The organism is Gimesia fumaroli (assembly GCF_007754425.1).
Classification (GTDB): Bacteria; Planctomycetota; Planctomycetia; order Planctomycetales; family Planctomycetaceae; genus Gimesia; species Gimesia fumaroli.
The window spans coordinates 5,322,199-5,347,654 of the sequence record NZ_CP037452.1 but is presented as its reverse complement, the minus strand read 5'-3'; the positions used below and the strand labels follow the sequence as shown (position 1 = coordinate 5,347,654).

Below are 25,456 nucleotides of genomic sequence, written 5' to 3'. Positions count from 1 at the left end.
TTTCAATATTCCTTTGTGCATGCTGCCCAAATACAATTTCCCATGCTTGGTTCTAATAACTTACTAAGCTTAGTGGGGTTGTATACGGTTGTTGAGTTTTTAAGGATGCAGAGTGGGGGGCCTGCTGGATGTCCAGGTGCGAAAAGAGTATAGTCCGGAATTTTAGCACCTTCTAAGTAGGTAGCCATTCCTTCTATGTTATTCATTATTAAATCTCTGACTTCTAAATCATCGTGAGATTTAGCAGCATAAAGAAGTTTTTCCCAGTTCTCTCCTTCCATATATAACCCTGTTAAATCTTGTATATTAATATCTTTTCGTGGTAGTGTAATCGAAGTTCCTTTGGGGACGGTAGTGTCAGGGCATTTTAGGTATTTGCCATGGCCAGCAAATGCACGTCCAGGTCCACCTCGCAAAACAAGTGCAGCTTCTTTATGGCCTCCAGTAGTTCCCAGCGCACGCGTTGTCCTCTGCAAAGGGGTGCTACAGCTTTGTTGAACTGTTTTACAAACTAATCTTCTTCCCGTGCTAGTGGCTACTTTGAATGTACTTCCAATAGCTCCTGTTACTGTCTCAGTAGTAGTAGCAAGATCACAGGCATCCAGCGTCATCAGCTGCCTGCGACGACCAATGTGGATTGCGTCATGCGTTATAATATCGATCTCCCCTCCGCAACGATCGAACGTCTTTGCATATTCCTCATCTTTGGCTGCTATCCTAATTCTTTCTTCAAGACTTTCTTTTTTGGGTATGAATACTGGGATAAAAAATGACCCAAATCTTTCCCAGAAACCATAAGAATTAACCTCTTCTAACTGCCTGCACTGATCTGGGGATAACACATAGCGGTAACCATCTACATCCCAAACTCTGGGCAAATATCCATTATTCGGACCAATGGACCCTTTCACGATTGTATATTTTCCGGACCATCCTCGTCTTCTTTTACTGCAGCTGTCATTGCAGGCCTCGGCGATAGTCCATCCAGGTAGTTTTTTGGTCTTAATTCGAGACCTTATTATGCTATGCTTTCTACCAACGATTCTGGTTCCCTGGCATTCACATATAAGCTCAAGGTACCGGTTGGTATAATCAAGCTCAGTCCTCCATTTACTTGGTCGCTTGATATGCCCCTGCAAACCACTCGGATCCGTATCCGTCGCGGCATTGTTGCCCACATAGCGATAAAGATTATTGTCACCGGCATCAAAGCCGATGGGGTCTTCTGATTTGAACCGGCCTTGGTTGGAATCGTAGAAACGGTTGCGAAGACTGTAGAGTCCGCTTTCGGAATCCCTGTAATAGCCTTCTTTGCCCGCCCATTGGTAGGGATTCACGGTGGTGCCGGTGCTGCTTTTGACTTCGCCAAAGACGCTGTAGAGGTAGCTGTCGGTAACGGTCTCTGAGGCATCGGTCAGCTCACGGGTGCTGCCCAGGGGATCGAAGTGATAAAAGCTGCTGTCCGCATCCCGGGTCTGACTGATCAGATTCCCGTAGGCTTGCGGCATTACCGTGTATTCGGCGTCCACGGTGCTGACCTCATCCTGTTCCAGAATGATGTTCTGGTCGTCCCACATGTAGGATGTGAATTCCAGATCGGTCTCTTTGGAGAGACGGAGTTCGTCGCTCTTTTTGTTGACCGGGGCATAGGTGTAGGTCACCAGATCGCCGTTAGGGCTTTCAATTTCCGCCAACTGGTTTTCGTAGGTCCAGCTATAAGTCGTAATATCGCTCACCGGATCTTCGATCGAGGTCTGATTGCCGTTTTTATCATAGGTGTAGGTGGTGATGCCTGCCGTCTCTTCCGAGGTTTCCAGACGATTGGCGGCATCGTAGACGCTGGTGGTGATCGTGGAATCGTTGTTTTCAACCAGCCGATTTCCGACGGCGTCATAAGCGAACGTCGTAATCGTTGTTCCCAGTGAATCGGTATAACGTTCGGAAAGGACCTGTGAACTAGAATCGTAAGTCCATGTCGTCACGTCCCCATCCAGATTCACACGCTGAATTCGATTGCCGGCGGCATTATACGTATCGGCAAAAGAGGAGAAGGGGGTGTTGCTTGACGTAAAGTGCGTGATCTGCGTTTCCCGACCGGCGGCGTCATAGGCCATACTGGTGCGGGTGCCGTTTGCCAGTTGTTTGCGAGTCGCGCGTCCGACCGCATCATAGCTGAACGTGGTCCGTTCCGACTGCTCATTCACTAATATAGACTGGTCGCGCTAAGCGTTGTACGTATCTTAGTTCGGCAGGCCCTACATGCTTATAGCTTTCTCACGGACTCTAACGTTCAGAGCAGGTAATTGTCATTTTCGTTTTACCTGGATTTTGCCAGGCGCGATTCGAGTGGCGACCGCAACACACGCTTCCTTATTGATCCGAACTTCAAACTCCTTAGTGCCTTCTTCACCAAGGTAATCGTCCATATCACCGAAATAGTTCATGGGAATGATCGAGTTCGTAACGTACTCATGTGTCGCACCAGTAGAGGGTTTTATCCAAAATGATTCTTCAGACTTTTCTAACTCGAATAAGCCGTAACTCAGATAATTTTGAGAAAGAGAACGCAAAAAGGCTCGGCCTTCTAGTTTTCTGATTTCCGATTCATTTAGATACTCAAGATTCTCAAATGCTTCTTTAATAGCATCCTCATAAGCCTGCATGAGTTCGCTGTTCGACTCATCATAGAGGTAGGCTTCGTCTTGCACCCCTTCATGACAATCAGCGCAGATCCAGATAACTGATCCTTTTACTATTTGAAAACTCCCTCTAACATATATTTTATCCTGTGCTACGAGGGACTCAAGTGCAGGATCAACTGGAGACCCATTAACCATCGGAATAATTTTAGTTGAATCGCAATATTCACATTTATGTGGTTTACTCTGTTTCGTTGTCATTGTAGACCCTACTGTCTTTTAGATCGCTGGCAAGCATCGAATTTTTTTTGCCATTTTACCAATCGCCTAAAAATAACTTCTTTCTCCACCGGGGTTCCGCCATTTGTTTGCAACCACTTCCAAATGTATTCCGCTGCCTCTAATTCTAACTTTACTTCAGTATTTTGTGAGCCAGTCTTATTCAGATATTCTATCCAAGCTTTGATTCGGTTTTCAACACTTTCACCTTTGGAACGGCCTTTCGCCCACTTTAAATACTGTTTGAAATGTTTATACTCCTCAAGAAATTCTATTCTAGTTGCATCTTTTCGTAAGAAAATAACGGGATTGCCTAATTCATCAAGGCTAAATAATGCATTGATTCTCTTTCGATTTCGCTCAAAACTATTTGGGTCTTCTGGAAATAAGCGATTTCGTTTGTATAATAGCTTTCTTGAAGCAGTTGTGTCCCATTCAATACGAACCCCCAGTTTTCTCAACTCTTTCAATTCCTCTAATTCTTCAGTGAGGAGTTTGTCACCCCTCCTGACTGTATCGAGGTTTGCAAGTTGCCCTTTTGTTTTTTTTGCTGCTCCTTCTAATGCATCCTCCGTTTTGACGATCAGGGTCCCGTCTTTAGTTCCACTCGCTGACACCGCATCATCTACCTGAGCCAGAACTCCAGATTCCCCTGAGCATCGTAGGTGTACGTCACCGTGCCGGTAGAGATGTCGCGTGTGGAACGTTGGCCGATGGCATCATAGACCCAGGTGACAATCTTGCCGGTCGGCCAGGCCACGCTCTGGACCTGATTCACGGCGTCATAAGTACGTAACCGTTTCAGCAAATACACGGTCTATCAATGACTGAACTGAATCGCTGCCGGGTTCAGCGTCGGCGGGTGTAGTGGGCTTCCGGGTGTTGCTTCAGCCATTGGTCTGGCAGCAGTTCTTCCAGGCGATCGGCGGCGTGATCGGTGATCCGCGTCAACACATCGCGCAGATAGGCAAACGGTTCCACTTCGTTTGCTTTGCAACTGGCCATCAGGCTGTAATGCACGGCGGCCGCCTGGCCGCCCCGGTCGCTGCCGACGAACAGATAATTCTTCCGGCCGAGGGCACAGGGACGCAAGGTGCGTTCGGCCAGGTTGTTGTCAATCGACAGGATGCCCTCGGTACAATACCGCGTAAACCCGGACCAGCGGCTTAACAGATATTGAATCGCCGCTGCCACCGGACTTTTCGGTAACAGACTGCGCGCGGTTTCCGTCAACCAGTCGCAGAACTTTTCCAGTATCGGTAGCGCCTGTTTCTGTCGCAACTGCCAGCGGCGTTTCCACCAGTGTTCGCAGTCCGCCGGCTGTGGCAGATCCGACTTCAACACGCCGGCTTCCCGTTCGATCGCGTATAACTGCTGGATAAACAATAATGCCCGGTGAGCGGCTTCCGGCTGCACCGTCCGCGCATCGTAAAACTTGCGTCGCGCATGCGCCCAGCACAAGACCTGGTGAATTCTGCCTGACCGGTACAGTTCTTCGTAGCCGGCATACGCGTCTGCCTGCAGATAACCGCAAAAGTGTTCTAAAAACGCCTGGGGACCGGCGCGTTCCCGGTTCGGGGTGAAATCATAGACCGAATACGGGTGCGCGACATCGCCACAGTAAACCCAGAACCGGCCGGTCCGCGTGCGGGAAAGCCGTTGGTCCTGGACGGGAATCGTCGTATCATCCGTATGTACGACGCTGGATTGCAAAACCCGGCTTTTCATCAGATCAATCAGCGGTTGCAGTAATTCTGCGGTTTCCAGGACCCAGCGGCTCATCGTGCTCCGCGAAAGCTGTACGCCATTCCGGCTGAGAATGGATTCATGACGATACAGGGGGAGATGATCTGAGTATTTCCCCACCAGGATCGTCGAGAGCAAGCCGGGGCCGGCGAAGCCTTTGGCAATCGGCCGGGCAGGAACTGGAGCCAGCGCCACATGCTCTTCACACTCCCGGCACGCGTATTTGAAACGTACGTGCTCGATCACTTTCAGGCTGGCAGGAATGAATTCTAACTGTTCGTGGCTGATTTCTCCGATCCGCTGCCGTGTCTGGTCGCAGCAGGGACAGCGTTTTTCCGATTCGGTCAGGTCATGCTCTACCCGTTCCCGAGGCAGATGATCGGGCAGCTTGTTACGGCCACCGCCACGACGGCGATGTGCGGAAACCGTCGTGGGAGGAGGTTCATCGTCCTCGGGCTCGGCCGCTTCCTCTGGAGTATCGGGTTCGTCAAACAGACTCATTTGATTGGGGGCGATCTTTTCAGAACGGGCGCCAAACCGCTGTCGCAGCAGCCGATCAATGAAATGTTTGAGTTGCTCGACTTCCCGCTGTTGCTCTCCCACGGTCTCACCCAACTGGTGAATCATATCATGGCAGGATTGGACGTCGTTCGGCAATGAGGATCGTTTCTGGTTCATGTTCCACGTCTTAACATAATCGTTGTCAGGCGGGAACTGTTTTTTTATGAAGTCGATACTTTTTCTGAAATCTGATAGCGTTTTCTGCGCTGCACGCTGGTCAGGTCGATGCCCTGCAGCAGGAGCCCCAGGTCGATTGAGGACAGTTGTAGGCCATGTGTGCCCTCCGGGCTGGAGAGACGCTGATATGTGCCCGCTTCCAGCCGTTTATACCAGATGGCCAGACCATCGTGGTCCCAGTACAGCAGCTTGATCCGATCCTGTTTTTTGTTGAGAAACACAAATAGTCCCCCGTCGAGTACGTTTTGCTGCAGGTAGACTTCGGTCATTCGCAGGAGGCCGTCAAAACTTTTGCGCATATCGGTGGGGACCGTGCAGAAATAAATGCGGGTGGGCAGATTCAGCATGCGCGCTGCTCCAGCGCGGCGAGCACGGTTTCGAGCGTGGTTTGATCACAGCCGTTTCCGACGCGAACCGAGGTGCCCTGTGAGAACACGATTTCAATCGGCGTGGCAGGGAGTTGGACTTCAACGGGCAGAAAGGAAGCTGCAGCGGTTGTCTCGGCATCCCGCTTTTTCAGTTCCCGTCGCCAGTAGTGGTAAGCTGGTTCGCTGAGTCCCTCACGCTGACAGAAGGCACGGATCGAGAGTCCGGACTGCAGTCGGTCAGAAAGGGTTTGTCGCCAGAACGCTTCACGGTTCGGGTTCCGTCGCTGGTCGGCACGCGGGGTTGGCTGGGATGCGGGCATCGCTTTCGCTCCTGAATATGCTGGTGGTTAAAACACATGCAGAATACGATACACGTCAAGGTGTATTTTGTGGGCCGGTTACACAATAAGCACCGGTATTGGTGCTGCAAATCTGTCGGCCCAGCGCGGCACACAGGTTGGCAACACGGATCACAGCTGCTTTACAGCTGCGTTGCTCCCCGGAAAAGAAGACCTGAGAAATTAATGCCCAGAGCGTGACTGCCGGTGTGTAAACGTCATCCTCGTCGGAACCAAAATTGATTTTGTGTTCATCGAAGATCTGCTGCCAGCCCTGGTCATCGATCACATCGGCCAGCGGAAGCGAAGCATTTTGCATCATCGAGCGTTTGAAAAGAGAAAATGATGCTGCATTCAAACGGGAAGCTGATATAAATGGCATAGAACCTTCCTTGGTCAAATGTTTTACCCACACCAACCCAAGGAAGGTCTTGCCAGAACGCAGCATAATGCCAGGAAAGGTTTTGCCAAACACAATTTCCAGCGAACTGGCAAAAAATCAGAAAATTAAAACCGTGACTGCGTCACGCGGGAGTCGTTGCGCAAACACAAACTCAAAAAACAGCGGCAGTGCCATTCGTTCCTGACACCTTTTTCTGTCCATTTTATTCTCTTCCAAACCTGGCTGAATAAATTGACTATATGGGCACATAATCGGCTTACAGACCGATTGTTCCATCGAGCAGTGCGTCAGTAAAATCTGCCTGGTCAAGTTCAGCACCCTGCAGGTCAGCTTTAGACAAATTAGTATGACGAAAATTGCAATCGTAAAGGTCAGCTTGACGTAAATCAGCTTCTTCAAAGACGCTTCGTTCGAAGTTTGAATGGGCTAGCTTTGCTCTCCTTAAATGCGTAAAACAAAATGAAGTGCTTCTTAAATCAGATTCAATGATACGTGCTCTGTAAAGATCGGCTTCATCAAAAGAAGCTCCAATCCCACGTACGCGCCAGAAATGGGCGAGTGTCAAGTTTGATTTTACAAAGCTGACTTCCCTAATACTTCCGAACTGGAAATCAGAAGTCGGTAGGTCGCATTCATCAAAACAGGCGTAATCAAGTACGGCATAAGAAAAATCTGCTGCCGGCAATGAAATACGTGATATCTTAATACCACGTAAATCCGCATTATTTTCAACCTCTTCTGCACCTGGTAACTGAGCTAATGGTTCAACCCAACTACGATCAGCGAGAATCGAACAAACAACTTCTTTCTTTAACTTCTCTCCTTGAGCAGTCAGCCAACGTTCACGAAGCTCTTTTGGTGTTAATTGCATTAACGTGAACCTTTAAAATTACGATTCGGAATCCATTTAATGACTTTCTCTCGACCAAGTTTATCAAGTCCTACGATTCCAATTTCTTCAATATTTTCTGTTGGTACTCTTCTTAAAATTGCTGTTTCACCTTCTCCTTTGCGCAATTTCTTGACAGCTTTAGATGCATACCGGTGAGTGTCCCAGCCTAAAACCCCTCTAATTTTAACCACTAAGCCTCCTTCTAAAGCAAAATCAACTGGAAATTGTTGTGTCGGATTACCTCCCAAACCTGATGTAGATGCTAAACCTCGGAAAGCGCTGTCTGGAACACCATTTACATGTTCACCAAGATTCGTATTTGTTCCCCCTCCTGGTAATCCATTTTCAATAATTTCTGGAATGTCGTCGACAGAACTACCAGGTATTCCATGATAACCAGAAGTTAAAGATCCTTCAACTGGGTTGCCAAGTTCGTCAAAGACTTGAACACTTTTAAACGCACCAGCACTTCCACTATCTCCTTTTCCTTTTTTTGGCCCCCCCTTTGGTTTTGCTGGAATAGCATCGAGGGCGTCCTCTGTTTTAATAACCAGAGATCCTTCTTGAACACTATTCGGTGGCACTGCCTCATCCACATTATTAGCAAGCACCCCAACGGATTTATTAGCTTTGAGTTTGTATAGTTGGTACCCTTTTTGGATTGCCTTACCAATCACGACACCGCCAGCAATAGCGATTACCCGGGCTCCGGCTGCATCGCCTTGTCCCCTTCCAGCTGAGAGTAGTACATTTAGTCCTTCCAGACCAATAGCTAGCCCTTGGGTACCGGGACCGAACGCGAGAGCAAAAGCGACGACATCAATCGCAAATTGGAGCCTATCAAGCTTACCTCCGTGCTCCAAATTATAATTGTCAACAAGCTGCTGGTATTCACTTTCGATCTGAGATTTTAAATTTGATTGATCGTAGACAGAAAGCGTCTTAATCCCTTTCGGGTCATTTTCAAATCGTCCCCGTTGGTCTCGAATATGCGTCAACTCATCCTTGCCATATAGACACTGAAGTTCAAGCAATCTAGGATCGACATCGCGACTCCTATCTATTACAACCCCAGTTTTTTTGTCGAGTACTATAGCAGGTTCCAAGGCATTTTTACGATTAATCACGTTCTCGGCTGCTTGAGCTAATAGGCGTTCCAGTACTGCGCGATGTACTTCTTGTTGGTATCTTCGCTCTTCTTCAGCCCGCTCAGCAAGTGATTTGACTCTAAAACCTTTCCATCTCCAGTATCCGGTAAATCGGCCTCTTGATCGACATTTATTTCTACACACATCTGCAAAACTCAAATTCTTTGTTTTTTCAGCCTCAACCCATGATAATTCCGTTGCATATTCCCACTGATATAAACCGGATTCTATCAGCTCATCTGTTTTAGTTTCACATTGGCAAAGTATCGTTCTCTCATGACTACCATAGCTACTCTGATTCCCTGATATAGCAGGACTACCTGTGCTAAAGGGAGCCAGACCGTTCGGGTCAGTTATCGTCGCTGCATTGTTACCGACATAGCGATAAAGGTTCACGTCTCCGGCATCAAAACCAATCGGATCTTCGGACTTAAAGCGTCCTTCACCAGCTCCATAGAAACGGTTGCGAAGACTGTAGAGTCCGCTTTCGGCATCATGGTAATACCCCTCTTTGCCGACCCATTGATAGGGATTCACGGTGGTGCCGATGCTGCTTTTGACTTTGCCGAAGACGCTGTAGAGGTAGCTGTCGGTGACGGTCTCTGAGGCATCGGTCAGTTCGCGGGTGCTGCCCAGCGGGTCGAAGTGATAAAAACTGCTGTCCGCATCCCGGGTCTGACTGATCAGATTCCCGTAGGCTTGTGGCATCACCGTGTATTCGGCGTCCACGGTGCCCACATCGTCCTGTTCCAGGATGATGTTCTGGTCGTCCCACATATAAGAGGTGAATTCCAGGTCCGTTTCTTTAGAGAGGCGGAGTTCGTCGCTCTTTTTGTTAACAGGGGCATAGGTGTAGGTCACCAGATCGCCGTTGGGGCTTTCGATTTCCGCCAGTTGGTTTTCGTAGGTCCAGGTGTAAGTGGTAATATCTCCGACGGGATCTTCAATCGACGTCTGATTGCCGTTTTTGTCATAGGTGTAAGTGGTGATGCCTGTCGTTTCATCAGAGGTTTCCAGACGATTGGCGGCATCGTAGACGCTGGTGGTGATCGTGGAATCGTTGTTTTCAACCAGCCGATTTCCGACGGCGTCATAAGCGAACGTCGTAATCGTTGTTCCCAGTGAATCGGTATAACGTTCGGAAAGGACCTGTGAACTAGAATCGTAAGTCCATGTCGTCACGTCCCCATCCAGATTCACACGCTGAATTCGATTGCCGGCGGCATTATACGTATCGGCAAAAGAGGAGAAGGGGGTGTTGCTTGACGTAAAGTGCGTGATCTGCGTTTCCCGACCGGCGGCGTCATAGGCCATGCTGGTGCGGGTGCCGTTTGCCAGTCGCGCGGCCGACCGCATCATAGCTGAACGTGGTCCGTTCCGACTGCTCATTCACTAATATAGACTGGTCGCGCTAAGCGTTGTACGTATCTTAGTTCGGCAGGCCCTACATGCTTATAGCATTCTCACGGACTCTAACGTTCAGAGCAGGCAATTGTCATTTTCGTTTTACCTGGATTTTGCCAGGTGCGACCCGAGTGGCGACCGCAACACACGCTTCCTTATTGATCCGAACTTCAAACTCCTTAGTGCCTTCTTCGCCAAGGTAATCGTCCATCATTCCAAAATAGTCAATGGGAATGAGAGAATTGCTAACAAACTCGTGTTTTGCACCGTCAGAGGTCTTAATTAAAAATGATTTTGCAGTCTTTTCTAACTCGAAAAATCCATCATTCAGATATTCCCGTGAGTATGAACGCAAGAAGCGAAAGCCATTCAGTTTTCTCATTTCCGCTTCATTTAGCACCTCAAGATTGTCAAAGGCGTTTTTAACCGCATCTTCATAAGCCTGTACGAGTTCGCTGTTCGATTCATCATAGAGATAGGCTTCGTCTTGCACCCATTCACCACAATCCGCACAGGACCATATTGCGCTCCCTTTAACTAGTTCAAAACATCCCAAAAGGGCAATTTTATCTTGTAATTTGAGGGTATAAAGCTCGTCTTCCGATGGAGACCCATTAACTCCAGGGATAATCCGAGTCGAATCGCAATATTTACATTTGTGAGGTCTTCCCTCTTTCGTTGTCATTGACACCTCTTCTGTTTATTCAGTTTTTCTAAGCGTTTTATCGTATCGAGCTCAGTTTGGTATCTTATCAGATTCCGGGAAGCAACTTCAAGCTCCTGTGGAGTTCCATCATTTGCCTGCAACCATTTCCAAATGTATTCTGCTGCTTCTAATTCGACGCTCGGTATTGTTTTAGGATCAGTTTTAAGATACTTTGACCAAGCTTTAATCAAATCTTCAGCACTTTCACCTATGGGGCGACCTTTCGCCCACTTTAAATACTGTTTGAAATGTTTATACTCCTCAAGAAATTCTATTCTAGTTGCATCTTTTCGTAAGAAAATAACGGGATTGCCTAATTCATCAAGGCTAAATAATGCATTGATTCTCTTTCGATTTCGCTCAAAACTATTTGGGTCTTCTGGAAATAAGCGATTTCGTTTGTATAATAGCTTTCTTGAAGCAGTTGTGTCCCATTCAATACGAACCCCCAGTTTTCTCAACTCTTTCAATTCCTCTAATTCTTCAGTGAGGAGTTTGTCACCCCTCCTGACTGTATCGAGGTTTGCAAGTTGCCCTTTTGTTTTTTTTGCTGCTCCTTCTAATGCATCCTCCGTTTTGACGATCAGGGTCCCGTCTTTAGTTCCACTCGCTGACACCGCATCATCTACCTGAGCCAGAACTCCAACAGACTTATTCGCTTTGAGTTTATATAGCTGATACCCTTTCTCGATTGCTTTACCAATTAGAACACCACCAGCAATCGCGATTACACGGCCCCCAGCCGCTTCATCTTGCCCTCTTCCTGCTGATATTAATGCATTTAATCCTTCAAGTCCAATGGCCAATCCTTGCCCACCTGGTACCCAGGCAAGACCAAAGGCCAGGACATCTATATAAAACTGTAATGTATCAAGTCGCCCACCATGCTCTAAATTATAAGCAGTAACAAGCTTCTGGTATTCAGTCTCTATTAACGACTTCAGTTCTGTCGGAGTAAGCTCCATAATCCCCTCAGGCGTTGTTTCATAACGCCCCCATTGATCAGAAATGTGCGCTATATCTATGTCAGGGCATATTCTTTTCAGGGTTTCCAGATCTCCTTCGGCTCGATTCCATGTGATTATTTGCCCGGATTCAAGACGTATTAATGCAGGCTCGATTTTGACTTTACGATTAATCACGTTCTCGGTTGCTTGAGCTAAGAGGCGTTCCAGTACTGCGCGATGTACTTCTTGTTGGTATCTTCGCTCTTCTTCAGCCCGCTCAGCAAGTGATTTTACTCTATAACCTTTCCATCTCCAGTATCCGGTAAATCGGCCTCTTGATTGACATTTTTTTCTACACACATCTGCAAAATTCAAATTCTTTGTTTTTTCAGCCTCAACCCATGATAATTCCGTTGCATATTCCCACTGATATAAACCGGATTCTATCAGCTCATCTGTTTTAGTTTCACATTGGCAAATTATCGTACTCCCATGACTGCCATAGCTGCACTGATTTCCAGACACAGCACGAATACCGGTACTGAAAGGAGCCAGTCCACTGGGATCAGTTAGAGTCGCCGCATTGTTACCAACGTAACGATAAAGGTTACTATCCCCGGCATCAAAGCCGATCGGATCTTCGGACTTAAAGCGTCCTTCACCAGCTCCATAGAAACGGTTGCGAAGATTGTAGAGTCCGCTTTCGGTGTCATGATAGTAACCTTCTTTACCGACCCACTGATAGGGGTTCACGGTGGTGCCGGTGCTGCTTTTGACTTTGCCGAAGACGCTGTAGAGATAGCTGTCTGTGACGGTCTCTGAGGCATCGGTTAACTCACGGGTGCTGCCCAGGGGATCGAAGTGATAAAAACTGCTTTCCGCATCCCGGGTCTGACTGATCAGATTTCCGTACGCCTGCGGCATCACCGTGTATTCGGCGTCCACGGTGCTGACCTCATCCTGTTCCAGAATGATGTTCTGGTCGTCCCACATGTAGGATGTGAATTCCAGATCGGTCTCTTTGGAGAGACGGAGTTCGTCGCTCTTTTTGTTGACCGGGGCATAGGTGTAGGTCACCAGATCGCCGTTAGGGCTTTCAATTTCCGCCAACTGGTTTTCGTAGGTCCAGCTATAAGTCGTAATATCGCTCACCGGATCTTCGATCGAGGTCTGATTGCCGTTTTTATCATAGGTGTAGGTGGTGATGCCTGCCGTCTCTTCCGAGGTTTCCAGACGATTGGCGGCGTCGTAGACACTGGTGGTGATTGTAGAATCGTTGTTTTCAGCGAGTCGGTTCCCGACGGCATCATAGGCAAACGTAGTAATCGTCGTTCCCAGCGAATCGGTATAACGTTCGGAGAGAACCTGCGAGGTGGAATCGTAAGTCCAGGTCGTCACGTCCCCATCCAGATTCACACGCTGAATTCGATTGCCGGCAGCGTTGTACGTATCGGCAAAAGAGGAGAAGGGGGTGTTGCTTGACGTAAAGTGTGTAATCTGCGTTTCCCGACCGGCGGCGTCATAGGCCATGCTGGTGCGGGTGCCGTTCGCCAGTTGTTTGCGAGTCGCACGACCGACCGCATCATAGCTGAACGTGGTCCGTTCCGACTGCTCATTCACTAATGAGGTCAGGTTGCCCTGGCCATCGTAGGTGTACGTTACCGTGCCGGTAGAGATGTCGCGTGTGGAACGTTGGCCGATGGCATCATAGACCCAGGTGACAATCTTGCCGGTCGGCCAGGCCACGCTCTGGACCTGATTCACGGCGTCATAAGTACGAGTGAAGGAGCCCTCACTGCTGTTAATCACCAGCGGATTGCTGACGGCGTCATAGGTCCAGGTGATCCGTGTGCCGTCGGGATAATGACGCTGTGTAACTCGACCGGCGGCATCATAAACATAAGTCGTCCGGGCGCTCTCCTGATCAATGCGGACGGTATTTTGTCCCGCCGCGTCAAAGACCATCGTTAAACGATCCAGCAGCGGATTGATTCTGGCAATTTCCCGACCGGCGGCATCGTACTGGAATGAGGTGCGGTTGTTACGGGCATCCTGGAACGCAGAGATCCGACCTGCCTGATCGTAAACAGTGGTCGTGCAATCGCCGTTGGCATTGATTTCTGCAATCGCCTGACCGGCAACATCATAAGTCGTCGTCGTGACCTCACTTAACGGATTCGTGCTGGCGGTAGCACGGCCCGCGGCATCATAAGTCGTCGTCGTGATTTCGCCCAGTGGATTAGTAATGGTAATCGGACGTCCCGCACTATCGTAAGTTGTGGTCGTAATTTCGTTTAACGGATTTGTAGAAGCAATGTCCCGTCCCGCGGCATCGTACGTGGTGGTCGTGACGGCATTCAAGGGATCGGTCACGGCAATGGCTTGACCGGCGGCATCATAGGTTGTTGTCGTGATCTGATTGAGCGCATCAATGGTGCTGACGACTCTCCCCGCAGCATCGTAAACGCTAGTGGTTCGATAGCCGAGCGCATTAATTTCCGCAATCGCCTGACTGGCCGCGTCGTAAACCGTCGTTGTCACATCATCATTCGCATTGACGGAATTGATCTGCTGGCCGGCAGCATCATAAGTAGATGTGGTGCGATATCCCAATGGATCAATTTCCGCAATTTCCTGGCCAATGGAATCATAGACTGTTGTTGAAATTTCATCCAGCGGATTAATACTGGAGGTGGCACGACCGGCAGCATCATAGACCGTGGTCGTAATTTCATTTAGCGGATTGATGCTGGCGACTGCCCTACCAACTGCGTCATAACTGGTGGTGGTAATCTCGTTCAGCGGATTGGTACTTGCGATGGTCCGTCCGGCAGCATCATAGGTCGTTGTGGTCGTTTCACCGAGTGGGTTGATACTGGCGATTTCCCGGCCCGCGGCATCATAGGTGGTTGTCGTGCGTTCGGCTTCCGGATTGACGGTAGCAATTGCCTGACCGGCGGCGTCGTAGACGGTGGTGGTAATCTCTGACAGCGGATTGATGCTGGCAATGCTGCGACCTGCCTGATCGTAGACGGTAGTGGTAATATCATTCAGCGGATCAATGCTGGCGATCGTCCGTCCTGCGCTGTCAAAGGTGGTGGTCGTAATTTCGTTGAGCGGATTCGTTGAAGCAACGGCCCGTCCTGCGGCGTCATAGGTTGTGGTGGTGATTTCGTTCAAGGGATTCGTGACGGAAACCGGCTGGCCTGCGGCATCATAGGCGGTGGTCGTGATCTGGTTTAGTGGATCGGTAACCGCAATGGCCTGACCGGCGGCATCAAAGGTGGTTGTGGTACGATCACCGAGTGCATTGATTTCTGCCACAGGTTGGCCAGCGGCGTCATAGACGGTCGTGCTAATATCACCATTGGCATCAATGATACTTATCTCTTGCCCAGCCGCATCGTAGGTGGTTGTCACGCGATTGCCGAGCGGATCAATTTCAGCGATTTCCTGACCAACGGCATCGTAGACGGACGTCGTGCGTTCCAACAACGGGTTCACGCTGGCAATTGCCTGACCAGCGGCATCGTAGACGGTCGTGTTGATTTCGTTTAACGGATTGATACTGGCGACCGCTCTACCAGCGGCATCGTAGGTCGTTGTCGTCGTTTCATGCAGTGGATTGGTGGTCGCGATTTCCCGGCCCGCGGCATCGTAGGCCATTGTCGTGCGCTCATCCAGCGCATTGATCGAAACAATTTTCCGTCCGGCACTGTCATAGACGGTAGTGGTTCGCTCGGATTCGGGATTCACCGTGGCAATCGCTTGTCCGGCGGCGTCGTAGACGGTGGTGGTAATCTCTGATAACGGGTTCGTATTGGCAATGGCCCGACCTGCAGCATCATAGACAGTGGTGTTGCGCTCGCCCAGCGGGTTGACTTCCGCAATCGTGCGTCCGGCATTGTCGTATACGGTCGTAGTAATTTCGTTGAGCGGATTGGTGGAAGCAACGGCTCGTCCCGCCGCGTCGTAGGTGGTTGTGGTGATCTCATTTAACGGATTGGTGATCGCAGTTGCCTGGCCGGCGGCATCGTAAGTCGTCGTGGTAATCTGTCCCAGTGGATCGATCGAGCGAATCTGGCGACCGGCGTCATCGTAGACGCTGGTGGTCCGCTGGCCTAAGGCATCGATGGAGGCAATCTGCTGTCCAGCGGCGTCGTAAACGGTGGTGGAGATGTCGCCGTTCGCATTGATCGTGCTGACCTGTCTGCCTGCGTCATCGTACGTGGACGTGGTGCGCTGTCCCAGGGGATCGATGGTGGCACTGACCAATCCCTGCACGTCATAAACGGTCGTGGTCCGTTCGCCTTCCGGATTGACGTCTGCAATTTTTTGTCCGGCGGCATCGTAGACCATCGTGCTGCGCTGGCCCAGCGGGTTAATCGTGGCGATCTGTTGCCCGTCATTATTATAGACAGAGGTGGTAATTTCCCCCAGGGGATTGATAGTGGCGATCTGCCGTCCGTCAGAATCGTAGGTGCTCGTTGTGATGTTATTTAACGGATCGATGGTGGCGGTGACTCTGCCATTCGCATCGTAAACGGTGGTGGTTGTTTCATTCAACGGGTTGGTGACCGCGACTGCGCGTCCGGCGGGATCGTAGGTGGTTGTGTTCCGGTTACCCAAAGGGTCGATAGTGGCAACCGGTCGGGAAGCGTCGTCATAGACGGTGGTGGTGCGATCACCCAGCGGATTGATGGTGGCGATGGCGCGATTATCGTCGTCGTAGACGGTCGTCGTACGCTCACCCAGTGGGTTGATGGTGGCAATGGGCAAATTATCGCTGTTATAGACAGTCGTCGTAATCGCGCCCAGAGGATTCGTGGAACTGATTTGGCGTCCGATCGCGTCGTAGGTGAATGAGGTGCGGTTTCCTAAGGCATCGACGGAGGCTGTTAACTGATTACTGGTGTTATAGACAGATTGCTGTGTCTCGGAGTCCGGATTGGTGATGGAAGTCTGGTTGCCATCAGCGTCGTAGGTATACGATGTGCGATAACCGGCTGGATTGATGGTGGCGATGACGCGTCCGTCATTGTCGAGGACGTTGGTTGAAATTCGATTGAGGGGGTCGATAGTTGCAATCGGTCTGGCGTCAGTATCATAGACTGTTGTTGTGCGATACTGCATCGGACTGATTTGGGTGACGGGCATCCACAGATTGTTGTAGACAGTGGTGGTGATTAAGCCGGAAGGAACAACGGTGCGAATGGGGTTGCCGATACCGTCGTAGGCAGTAGTTGAACGTGTTCCCAAGGGAGTGACTGTAGCAACAGGTCGCTGATTCACATCATAAACAGTGGTGGTAATTTGCCCTAAGGGGTTTTGGGATTGAATCCGCTTTCCATCGGCGTTGTAGGCAAATGTTGTGCGTTGATTCAGAGGGTTTGTCTCTGCAACAAGCCGGTTGTTTTCGTCCCACGTCTGTTGTGAGACAATGCCCAAAGGAGTCGTCGTGGCGGCAAGTTGATTATATTGGTTATAGGAAAACGTCGTTCTGTTGCCAGAGGGGGAGATTTTCGAAATCTGATTTCTTGCATTGTCGTAGACATTCGTTTGCCTTAACCCAAATGGGTTGATCGTACTTGTGAGGAGGCCATTTGAGTCATAAGTAAAAGTGGACCTTGTACCACTGGGGTTTTCTATCAGGTTGACATTGCCAAGGGAATCATAGGCAAGAGTTGTCCGTGTACCATTCCAATTTTCCCATCCACTTAACCGGTCATTCGAGTCGTAATTATAACTGGCTACATTTTGCACGCCTGTTTCCAGACCTGATAAATACTTTTGGTTTTGGCTTCCAGTGCGATGTGTGAACGTTGTACGAATTCCGGTGGGAGAAAGTCTGCCAGTTGGATAGTTATCTTGATAGGGGTAAGACCAGAGTTGCCCATTCTTTTCAATACTTAGTGTGCGGCCTAGATCATCAGAAATGACTGTTGTTCGACGTTGTTCAGGGTCTAATACTACTTGAGTTGTAGCATTGGGGTAAGAAACATCGAATTCAGATCCGCCTGGTAAAACATAAGAATTGACCCGATTCTCTGAGTCATAAGCAAATGTGGTGACATTACCGCCGGGAGCTTGTACAGAAGTAATGTTTGAATTGGCATCATACGAAAGAGAATAAACACCTCCCCCAGCAGGTTCGAATGTTTTGAGCTTGCTGCCATCTTGAGAGTAGGAAAGTTTGCTCTCGCGATTACTTGTGTCAAAGATGCTTATGATATTTGGTAGGGTAGCCTCGTTACTATATTGAAATGTGTAAGTTTGGCCTTCCGGACCCACCAATGAATCGGGGACAGAAGCTTCGCCAACCAGTTTACGGTTGATTTGCCAGATCGCACCAGCCTGATTGATTTTGATCAGGTGCATATCTAGATTAAAAGTCCATGTTGTATTTTCCACAAGATTTTCAAGAGTCCAGCCAGTGAGTGTCTCTTTGAGCGTCATGCTGATGCCGTAGGACGATGTGTAGTCGCCATTGGCATCTTTGTCATTGAATTCATAAGCCCCACCATCGCCTAATACGATCATCACATTGTCTGTGTTAATTCCCCCCGAACTGGACGAACTGCTCGATGAACTGTTTTCTACATCAAGAGGGATGAATTGCGCATCAAAATTGGGGATAAAACAAAAGCCACCGACTCCCTCGATTTGTATTGAAGAAAGATATGAGAACTTTGGCTGGAAATTGTTTTGCCCATTTGTTGGCGGTGAAAATGAACCAGCTAAAGAACCGTTTGTTTGAGGGATCAACACTATGCCACTCATTAGCTTTATCCTTGTATTATATCCATTTTGGATTTTCAATTTGTTTAGTGTCTATCATTTCTACTGAATTGAGCGGGAAAGACTCACTTCAGCATGTATTGCATTTGAAGCTATGGATCGATTGGATGATTTTCGGTTGGGAATATGGGAGGGACAAATTCACATGGTGCATGAGGCGGCCGCGATATGCTTCCACCACCTGTAAAAATACCACCAGGAATCCCGCCTCCGTTGTCATCGCCTACCCATCCTGTGACTAAAGGCTGCCCACCCGGACGGCTTCCAGAGCCACCTCCACCACCTGTCGGACTGTTGATATATCGAAATAAAATCGAGCCTGACCATAAGGTGGTGCCCGATGCGGTACATTTGATTGTGTAGCTTACTCTTGAAGAAGATGTGCTTGAGTCAGGCTTGATGATAGCGGTGCATCCGCTACTTTGCAGAGTTCCACTTGAAGACCATGAAATTTCTGAGCATTTTCCAGAACCTAAGACGGCTTTTAGTTTGAGTCCCTCTTGCGTTTTTGCATTAGAATTAAAATATGTATGATCCGCATTTGGGTAATTTGCATACTTTGAACCACCTCCAGTAACATTCACAGCAACAACTGTTGGGCAGTTTCCTGATGTAGAAGAACCAGAAGGAAATGAGCTTGAGCTGGTTGATGCACTGGTTGAGGTACTGGTTGAGGTACTGGTTGAGGTACTGGTTGAGGTACTGGTTGAGGTACTGGTTGAGGTACTGGTTGAGGTACTGGTTGAGGTACTGGTTGAGGTACTGGTTGAGGTACTGGTTGAAGGTGGAACATAAATTGAAGAACTAGATGAAATAGAAGAGGAATTACTAGTTGAAGGTGGAACATAAATTGAAGAACTTGACGAAGAAGAAGATGTTGACGAGCTTGGTGAACTGGGTGCTGATGAACTGGGTGCTGATGAACTGGGTGCTGACGAACTAGGTGCTGACGAACTGGGTGCTGACGAACTGGGTGCTGACGAACTGGGTGCTGACGAACTAGGTGCTGACGAACTTGAAGGGCTTCCCGATGAACCAGAATCGCCTAGGCTGGAAAGCATAGCCATGGCCCCCATACTCAACTCAGGCGCAATATAAAATGATCCTTGGGTTGATTCGGTTTCAGAAAATGAGATACGAATATTTTGCGGCCAACCGTTTGCGATCGTTTTATCTGCAGGTAAATCTGAATTCAATTTTAATAAAATTGAATTCGATAGATCACAAATGCTGTATGCTGTCCATTCAGGACCTTGAATATCTCCTTCAAGTTTAAACCAAACTTCAAAAGTCCCATTTTTTGTTCGGGTAGCTACAAAAACTGCTCTATCTAGTTTTTGCCTGGGAACGAAAGGTGACTCCCAAACACAGCTTCTCAGGGTACGTTCGCGTAAATCTAACTGGTACTCACCATTAAACTCTAAAAGGGTATACTTAGCACCGTTTATCCAAACACGAACTTGATCAGAAATAGCTAATTGCCATTTGTGGTCAGCAGGATTGTTGCTCATATGATTTTAATCCATTGTTGTGAACGTATGGTTCTTTGTTTTAGGAGGTATTAAAGTATTTCCCGCATATCCATGAATTATATGGCAACAGAAAACTTACACCTTATCTGTACAACAGTGTGATATTATTGGTCTGTCATCAACTAATCAATACTAATCAGAAGTACAAATTGAGTTATTTCACTGTTTGTCTATTACAAATTAGCATGTTATTTTGTATATTTTTGAGTAATAAGTAGCTTTGGTAGTTTGAACAAAGAAGTGTATGAAAAATGAAAGAAAACATTTAGTTGATAAGGGTGTTTTTGTGTAGATGTGTAGTGTCGAGTCTGCCCAATATTGATATGTGGATCAAGCTCATTCAGCTGTTCCAGTGATGTTTGTCTGAACAATATGCACTTTTTCTGTCGAAGCCTTTCAGTACATTTTGCAAGTAGTTGAAGATGGATTCTTACTAATAGTGAGTAATGGGCATAGATGTTTATCCGCTTCGAAAATCCTAAATTAAACAGTGAGTGACGTTGTGTTACTTAAAGCTGAATTGAATAGTGTGAAACGAAATGATGCTGACGTTTCTTCTCTACCAACTTAGCCAAATTGATTGAAATGAAGTACGGGAAAGGATTTGATTATCCAGTTTGATAAACAATTCAAGATAGAAACTTGAAAGTTGTTTCTTTACAAAATGGTTTTATTGAAACATGAAATCTTTGCAGTTAAAAAATTTCGGTGAAACTCTTTGCCTGTGTAAAAAAATTCTTAGTTAGAAGATTGATTTAATGATTGATGAACTTTGTATAATTGGTCATCCCAGTCGACTTGGTGGAGCAGATACGGAACTTGATCACCAAATATATTGCTGGCAGGCAATGGGTGTTGAAGTTCATATTTGCCCGTCAGGACCACTCGATGATAATCAGAAGGCAATGCAGATGGAAAAGCGTGGGTGCATATACCATGAGGCTAATGATTGGGCTTCACTGGAAGGAATGCACTGTATATCGTTTTGTAATGGGCAATTTCTAAAGCATGTTGAATCGATCAAGCGATATGCGCGTACAACCACATTTGTGAATTGTATGTCCTGGAATTTTGATAAAGAAGTTGAAGGCCAGTCTAAAGGTTTTCTCGACTTTCATCTTTATCAGACACAGCATTCTTTTGATAAGGTTAGCCGGAAACTGAAAGGGCATGGGACTTATCGTCCCCTTTACTTTATACCGTACTTTCACGCTGAAGACTTTCCGTATATTGATGACCGACTACAGGACAAGTTTCGTTTTGGAAGAATCTCTCGCGATGATGGAGATAAGTTTCATAGCAGACAACTATGGATCTATGAGACAATGACTTCACCTCTGGTAAAACAGGGGCTGATTCTCGGCTGGGGGCCCAGTGTGGAAAAGAAATTTGATCGGCTTCCTGAATCATATATCAGTGTGCTTCCTCCAGGAGCGATCAGTCAGCGTGCCTTTTACGCCCAGTGCGAAGCGATAATCATGTCAACTGACACTTTCGAAAATCTTCCGCGAGTAGGTTTTGAAGCAATGGCATCTGGATCAATCCTGATTGTTGACAATCGAGGTGGCTGGAAACTCGAAGTTGAAGATGGTGTGACAGGTTGGCTTTGCAACGATGAACGTGAATTTGTCTACAAAGCATCTCGCTGTGCGTTCGAACAGGAAGAGCGCAACCGGATGCGACTTGCTGCTCTGAAAAAACTTCAAAAAGAATGGGGGTTGCAGCCTGCAATGGACTCATGGGCACGAATCTTTGGACAATGGAAAAATTTCGCGTGTTAACTGGTTCATAGGAGAATTTACCAGAGAGGTTTAATGTCTAGTAGCGCAGTTCTTATAGAGCCTAGATATTTCTAAATAACGCAAAATTAATTGATACTAGCTTAAAAAGAAGAGTCAAGGAATGGTTATTCACTCGCTATCCACGAATGATGATTTGAGGACGTTTTATAATACAGTTTATGAAACTCAACAAGAAGCGAATTCAGAATCTTCTGCTCATGAAGAGATTCTCCAGTTCATCAGAAAGCATATATCCTGCCAACATTCACTTTTAGATGCATCCTGTGGACGCGGAGCGCTTTTACGAGGACTGCAAGAGGCTGGTTACCAGAATGTTACTGGCACAGAAATTTCAGATGCCATTGTGGCTGAACTAACTAGCAAAAAAGATTTTCCGATATTTCGCTTCAGTTACGATGATCTTGAAAAATGGAATTCACCAGAAGATCGTTTTGATGTCGTGATTTCATGCAATGTTCTCGATCATTTAGCAAATACAGACATGGTGTCACGAGGGCTAAAAAATTTACAGAGGATTTCTAAAAAATGGTTGCTCATTAGCATTAAAGATGGGGGGGATGATCATACATCTGATTCGTTAGCTCAGGAAACTAGCGGAGATGGTGGACTGCAGATGATCAAGAAGAATTACGAAGACTGGAAGAGTCTCTTGAATGATGAAATGGTTGTCGAAAAAACTTTTATCGATGACAAGCAGAAACCATCCATTTTTTTCTTTTTTGGTAAAACACATAAATACATCTGGGAAAACGAGCATCAGGAATTCGAATTAAACTTTCACATTGGCAAAGGAGGAGATTGGAGATATGGTGATCGTTGGATGGAGGCGAAATCATGTCTGCAAGAATATCACTCTCTCGATTATTCAGTATTTAAAGACAAGAAAATCATCGATATCGGATCTGGTCCAAGATCGATGTGTGAATGGTTTAATGAGGCAAAGATCACTTGTGTAGAACCCCTCGCTTCCCAATATCTAAATCTACCCAAGTCGCAATTAGACTTTGATGGCATCGAAAAGGTCTTTAGTAATCCTGCTGAGGAATTTTTACCTGAGTTACAGAACACAGCTGACTTTGTCTGGTCACATAACTGTCTTGATCATTGTTACTCTTGGAAAAAAGTGATTGATAATATTTATGAATACTTAAAAGAGGGGGGAAGTTTTTACATCAGTACTGATACAGAAAAATCTTCACACATAGGCCATCCGGGAATAGTATCTGCGTCTACATTTATCAAGTACTGCAAGGATACCGGGCTTGATATAAACTATATACATATGAGAAATTCTGGGGAGCCAGTCTGGATTAGAACATTGACTATTAAAGGGAAAAAAAGAAGTGATATTCGAGGCAAAAATCACCCTTATGAGAAATGTTCGGTAAATTTACAGAGTTCTGTTTCATGCAAAAATAATCAACTGATAGATTATTCAAAGAGGAAAATTGAAGAGTTACAATTATTTAATTTGGAAACTATTCAGAAAATAGGGTCGCATGAGAATATCGCTATCGTAGGAAACGGTCCAGTCAGCAAAACATGCCTTGCTCGTATCAACGAGTCAGACATAGTTGTACGTTTTAATGACTGGAATCGTCGTAAAAATTACAGTAGTGAATTATCTGGTACTCGCTGCGATTTACTGTTTACACATTATGATATTAACCCAATTCTCGGTCAAAAAAGTTTTCCTATTCCCAAATGTGTAACTATTGCTATCCCATCACCTTTCCATTGCGATAGAATCATTGAGTTTACTGAAAAGTGGTATTCGACTTGCCGAATATCGATGGTTAATCCCTACATCAATCGCTTAATTTGCGAGGTACTAGGGCTGAATAGTGAAGGCTGGAAACACCCACTTCCTACAGTTGGATTTACTTTTTTGTTTAATCTCTGGATTCAATTGAGAGACACAGATTCAATAAAGCATTGTTATGTGACTGGATTTGATTGGAGAGTCGATATTTCTACGAAGACCGTAGAACGAGTAGATGTATCTGGCAGTGAGCTCCCAGAGCATTACAACCATTCCTATTTGCGTGAGAGCAAATGGGTTTGTCGAAATCTTTTCACTGATTCCCGGTTCGAGTTTTCGCCTCTGGCAGAAAAGGCTTTGGGTTTTATGTCAAATTATCTTTAGTTCTCTAGCTTTGAGCTAAGAGTTGTTTTTGTTCAATCTAATTACAAGTCAGAAGACCAAGGCTATTCAATGATTGACTATGGAAAAGAAGACTTACGCTATTCAGAACTTTATAAACTAGGATATGGATCGGGGCCAGTTGGATTACTGTTAAAATGGGTGCTTGATTCTGGCGTCCAGCTTAAACAAAAAACAATCGTCGATTGTGGATGCGGTAATGCGGCACTTTTAACACGTGGTATCGAATTCTTCCAATACGTAGGAATCGATCTGGCCAGCTATCAAATTGAAAAACTTAATCAATCAACGTTAATGAAAAAAAATAATACTGAATTCATTCATGGGTCGATCGACAGCATTCCATTCAAAGACCAATCATATGATATAGCTTGGTGTTGTGATGTTCTTGAGCATATTGACGAAGCGAGCATTGACAAAGTACTTAAGGAAATTTCCAGAGTAGCGTCGCTTGTAATATTAAGCGTTTGTACAAGAGCTTCCGTCATTCTTGATTCACAGGGAAATAATCTCCACCTTACCGTTAAAAATGAAGAATGGTGGAGAAAGAAAATTTCTAAAGTAGGGAAAATTCTGCATGAAACGGCGTTATGTGGAAATAATATTTCAGTAATTGTTGAATGTTAAGACAGATGAAAGTTCTTCATCTCAGTGAAAGTTATTCATGTGTGTGACCTTCACCCGTTTTCTGATCTATCGGGAATATGTGAAACTCTAATATCTTTTGTTTTTGAATGAGAACTAAATAATATTAATTCAATACAGAAGTATTACAGAGCGGAAATGGGGGGAGCTGTTTCTGTATAAAAAGCAAGTAAATTTTTTAGTCAGTCACATTTTCTAAAAGTTGTGCAGCTTCTATATGACTTGGAAAGAGCCGAAGTGTTTTTTGCCAGGCTAATTTTGCGTTGTGAGTGTCTCCCCTATTTTTATATGCGTGACCTAGTAAATGCCAGGTCTCAGGTGATTGAGGTCGAAGCTCTAGTGATTTTTTGTAGTTGGCAATAGCTTCATCAAATTGATTGAGCTGTAGGTATGCCGTCCCCAGATTGTGGAAAGCCGAAGCATCATCAGGATCCTGCTCGGCCAATCTTTGCAAGACATTCAGTGAGTCCTCTGGCGTAGATTGTTCGAAGTGTAAACGGCAAAGCTCTCTCAGTAAATCGAGTTCTTGTGGTTTCTGTTCAATCTTGTTCTGCAATAATTCAATCGCTTGATTAGGATGACCTTGCTGCTCCAATAATCGGGTAGAAAGAATGAAGCCATCAATGTGGGTTTCAACCTGTCCACGCATTGTCATCACCAACTGTTCGACCTGATCCAGTTTCCTCGCTTTTAGAAGAGTATCACCCAGACATTTCCAGGCGGTGATATAGGTCGGAATTTCTTCGATGATGAGGCGCCATTGTTCTTCCGCCTGTTCGTGCTTGCCCATGTCATCATAAACAACGGCGAGGTTATGTCGAGTTTTGTGTAACCGGCCCACAAAATACACCTTGACGTGTATCGTATTCTGCATGTGTTTTAACCACCAGCATATTCAGGAGCGAAA

At 46.7% G+C, this 25,456-nt stretch carries 17 protein-coding genes; 3 read left to right on the top strand and 14 right to left on the bottom strand.

Going from position 1 to position 25,456, the window contains the following annotated elements; genetic code table 11:
- Positions 1 to 2: 2 nt before the first annotated feature.
- The 13 genes from Enr17x_RS20330 to Enr17x_RS29695 all read right to left on the bottom strand — a co-directional run bounded on the left by Enr17x_RS20330 (position 3) and on the right by Enr17x_RS29695 (position 19,917).
- Positions 3 to 2,204: an RHS repeat domain-containing protein gene (locus Enr17x_RS20330; RefSeq protein WP_145311539.1), complete on the bottom strand. Its 2,202-nt coding sequence runs from the start codon at positions 2,202 to 2,204 to the stop codon at positions 3 to 5.
- A gap of 102 nt (positions 2,205 to 2,306) precedes the next feature.
- Positions 2,307 to 2,900, bottom strand: coding sequence for a hypothetical protein (locus tag Enr17x_RS20325; RefSeq protein WP_145311538.1), 594 nt, complete (start codon positions 2,898 to 2,900; stop codon positions 2,307 to 2,309).
- 8 nt (positions 2,901 to 2,908) lie between these two features.
- Positions 2,909 to 3,535, bottom strand: a complete 627-nt coding sequence (locus tag Enr17x_RS20320; protein ID WP_145311537.1) for a hypothetical protein — start codon at positions 3,533 to 3,535, stop codon at positions 2,909 to 2,911.
- An 8-nt stretch (positions 3,536 to 3,543) separates the two neighbouring features.
- Positions 3,544 to 3,732: a hypothetical protein gene (locus Enr17x_RS20315; RefSeq protein WP_145311536.1), complete on the bottom strand. Its 189-nt coding sequence runs from the start codon at positions 3,730 to 3,732 to the stop codon at positions 3,544 to 3,546.
- Positions 3,733 to 3,767: 35 nt separating this feature from the next.
- Complete coding sequence (gene tnpC / locus Enr17x_RS20310; RefSeq protein ID WP_232100793.1) at positions 3,768 to 5,342, bottom strand: IS66 family transposase; 1,575 nt, start codon at positions 5,340 to 5,342, stop codon at positions 3,768 to 3,770.
- A gap of 44 nt (positions 5,343 to 5,386) precedes the next feature.
- On the bottom strand, positions 5,387 to 5,749 hold the full coding sequence (gene tnpB / locus Enr17x_RS20305; protein ID WP_145305628.1) for an IS66 family insertion sequence element accessory protein TnpB: 363 nt from the start codon (positions 5,747 to 5,749) through the stop codon (positions 5,387 to 5,389).
- Positions 5,743 to 6,090: an IS66 family insertion sequence element accessory protein TnpA gene (tnpA, locus tag Enr17x_RS20300; protein ID WP_145305627.1), complete on the bottom strand. Its 348-nt coding sequence runs from the start codon at positions 6,088 to 6,090 to the stop codon at positions 5,743 to 5,745. The genes tnpB and tnpA overlap by 7 nt, the downstream gene beginning before the upstream one ends.
- 55 nt (positions 6,091 to 6,145) lie before the next feature.
- Positions 6,146 to 6,490 (bottom strand): hypothetical protein, encoded by a 345-nt coding sequence (locus tag Enr17x_RS20295; RefSeq protein WP_145311535.1) that lies wholly within the window; start codon positions 6,488 to 6,490, stop codon positions 6,146 to 6,148.
- 277 nt (positions 6,491 to 6,767) lie between these two features.
- Positions 6,768 to 7,382 carry a pentapeptide repeat-containing protein gene (locus Enr17x_RS20290; RefSeq protein WP_145311534.1) on the bottom strand — a complete coding sequence of 205 codons (615 nt, stop codon included), beginning with the start codon at positions 7,380 to 7,382 and terminating at the stop codon, positions 6,768 to 6,770.
- Entirely contained in the window at positions 7,382 to 9,910 is a 2,529-nt protein-coding gene (locus Enr17x_RS20285; protein ID WP_198000700.1) for an RHS repeat domain-containing protein, read from the bottom strand. Before Enr17x_RS20285 ends, Enr17x_RS20290 begins: the two co-directional genes overlap by 1 nt.
- A 136-nt stretch (positions 9,911 to 10,046) precedes the next feature.
- A complete protein-coding gene (locus tag Enr17x_RS20280; RefSeq protein WP_145311532.1) occupies positions 10,047 to 10,640 on the bottom strand; it encodes a hypothetical protein in 594 nt (197 codons plus the stop codon).
- Positions 10,637 to 18,388 (bottom strand): RHS repeat domain-containing protein, encoded by a 7,752-nt coding sequence (locus tag Enr17x_RS20275; RefSeq protein ID WP_145311531.1) that lies wholly within the window; start codon positions 18,386 to 18,388, stop codon positions 10,637 to 10,639. Before Enr17x_RS20275 ends, Enr17x_RS20280 begins: the two co-directional genes overlap by 4 nt.
- Positions 18,389 to 18,498: 110 nt before the next feature.
- The gene (locus Enr17x_RS29695) at positions 18,499 to 19,917 is read right to left on the bottom strand and encodes a hypothetical protein (protein ID WP_198000699.1); all 1,419 of its coding nucleotides are present in this window, start codon (positions 19,915 to 19,917) and stop codon (positions 18,499 to 18,501) included.
- A 779-nt stretch (positions 19,918 to 20,696) separates the two neighbouring features.
- On the opposite strand from Enr17x_RS29695, the gene Enr17x_RS20265 reads away from it, so the two are divergent.
- The 3 genes from Enr17x_RS20265 to Enr17x_RS20255 all read left to right on the top strand — a co-directional run bounded on the left by Enr17x_RS20265 (position 20,697) and on the right by Enr17x_RS20255 (position 24,531).
- Entirely contained in the window at positions 20,697 to 21,719 is a 1,023-nt protein-coding gene (locus Enr17x_RS20265) for a glycosyltransferase (RefSeq protein WP_145311530.1), read from the top strand.
- A 121-nt stretch (positions 21,720 to 21,840) separates the two neighbouring features.
- Positions 21,841 to 23,886 (top strand): class I SAM-dependent methyltransferase, encoded by a 2,046-nt coding sequence (locus Enr17x_RS20260; RefSeq protein ID WP_145311529.1) that lies wholly within the window; start codon positions 21,841 to 21,843, stop codon positions 23,884 to 23,886.
- Positions 23,887 to 23,955: 69 nt separating this feature from the next.
- Complete coding sequence (locus Enr17x_RS20255) at positions 23,956 to 24,531, top strand: class I SAM-dependent methyltransferase (protein ID WP_145311528.1); 576 nt, start codon at positions 23,956 to 23,958, stop codon at positions 24,529 to 24,531.
- Positions 24,532 to 24,727: 196 nt separating this feature from the next.
- Here Enr17x_RS20255 and Enr17x_RS20250 read toward each other — a convergent pair whose 3' ends face one another.
- The gene (locus Enr17x_RS20250; protein ID WP_145314080.1) at positions 24,728 to 25,423 is read right to left on the bottom strand and encodes a tetratricopeptide repeat protein; all 696 of its coding nucleotides are present in this window, start codon (positions 25,421 to 25,423) and stop codon (positions 24,728 to 24,730) included.
- Positions 25,424 to 25,456 lie beyond the last annotated feature (33 nt).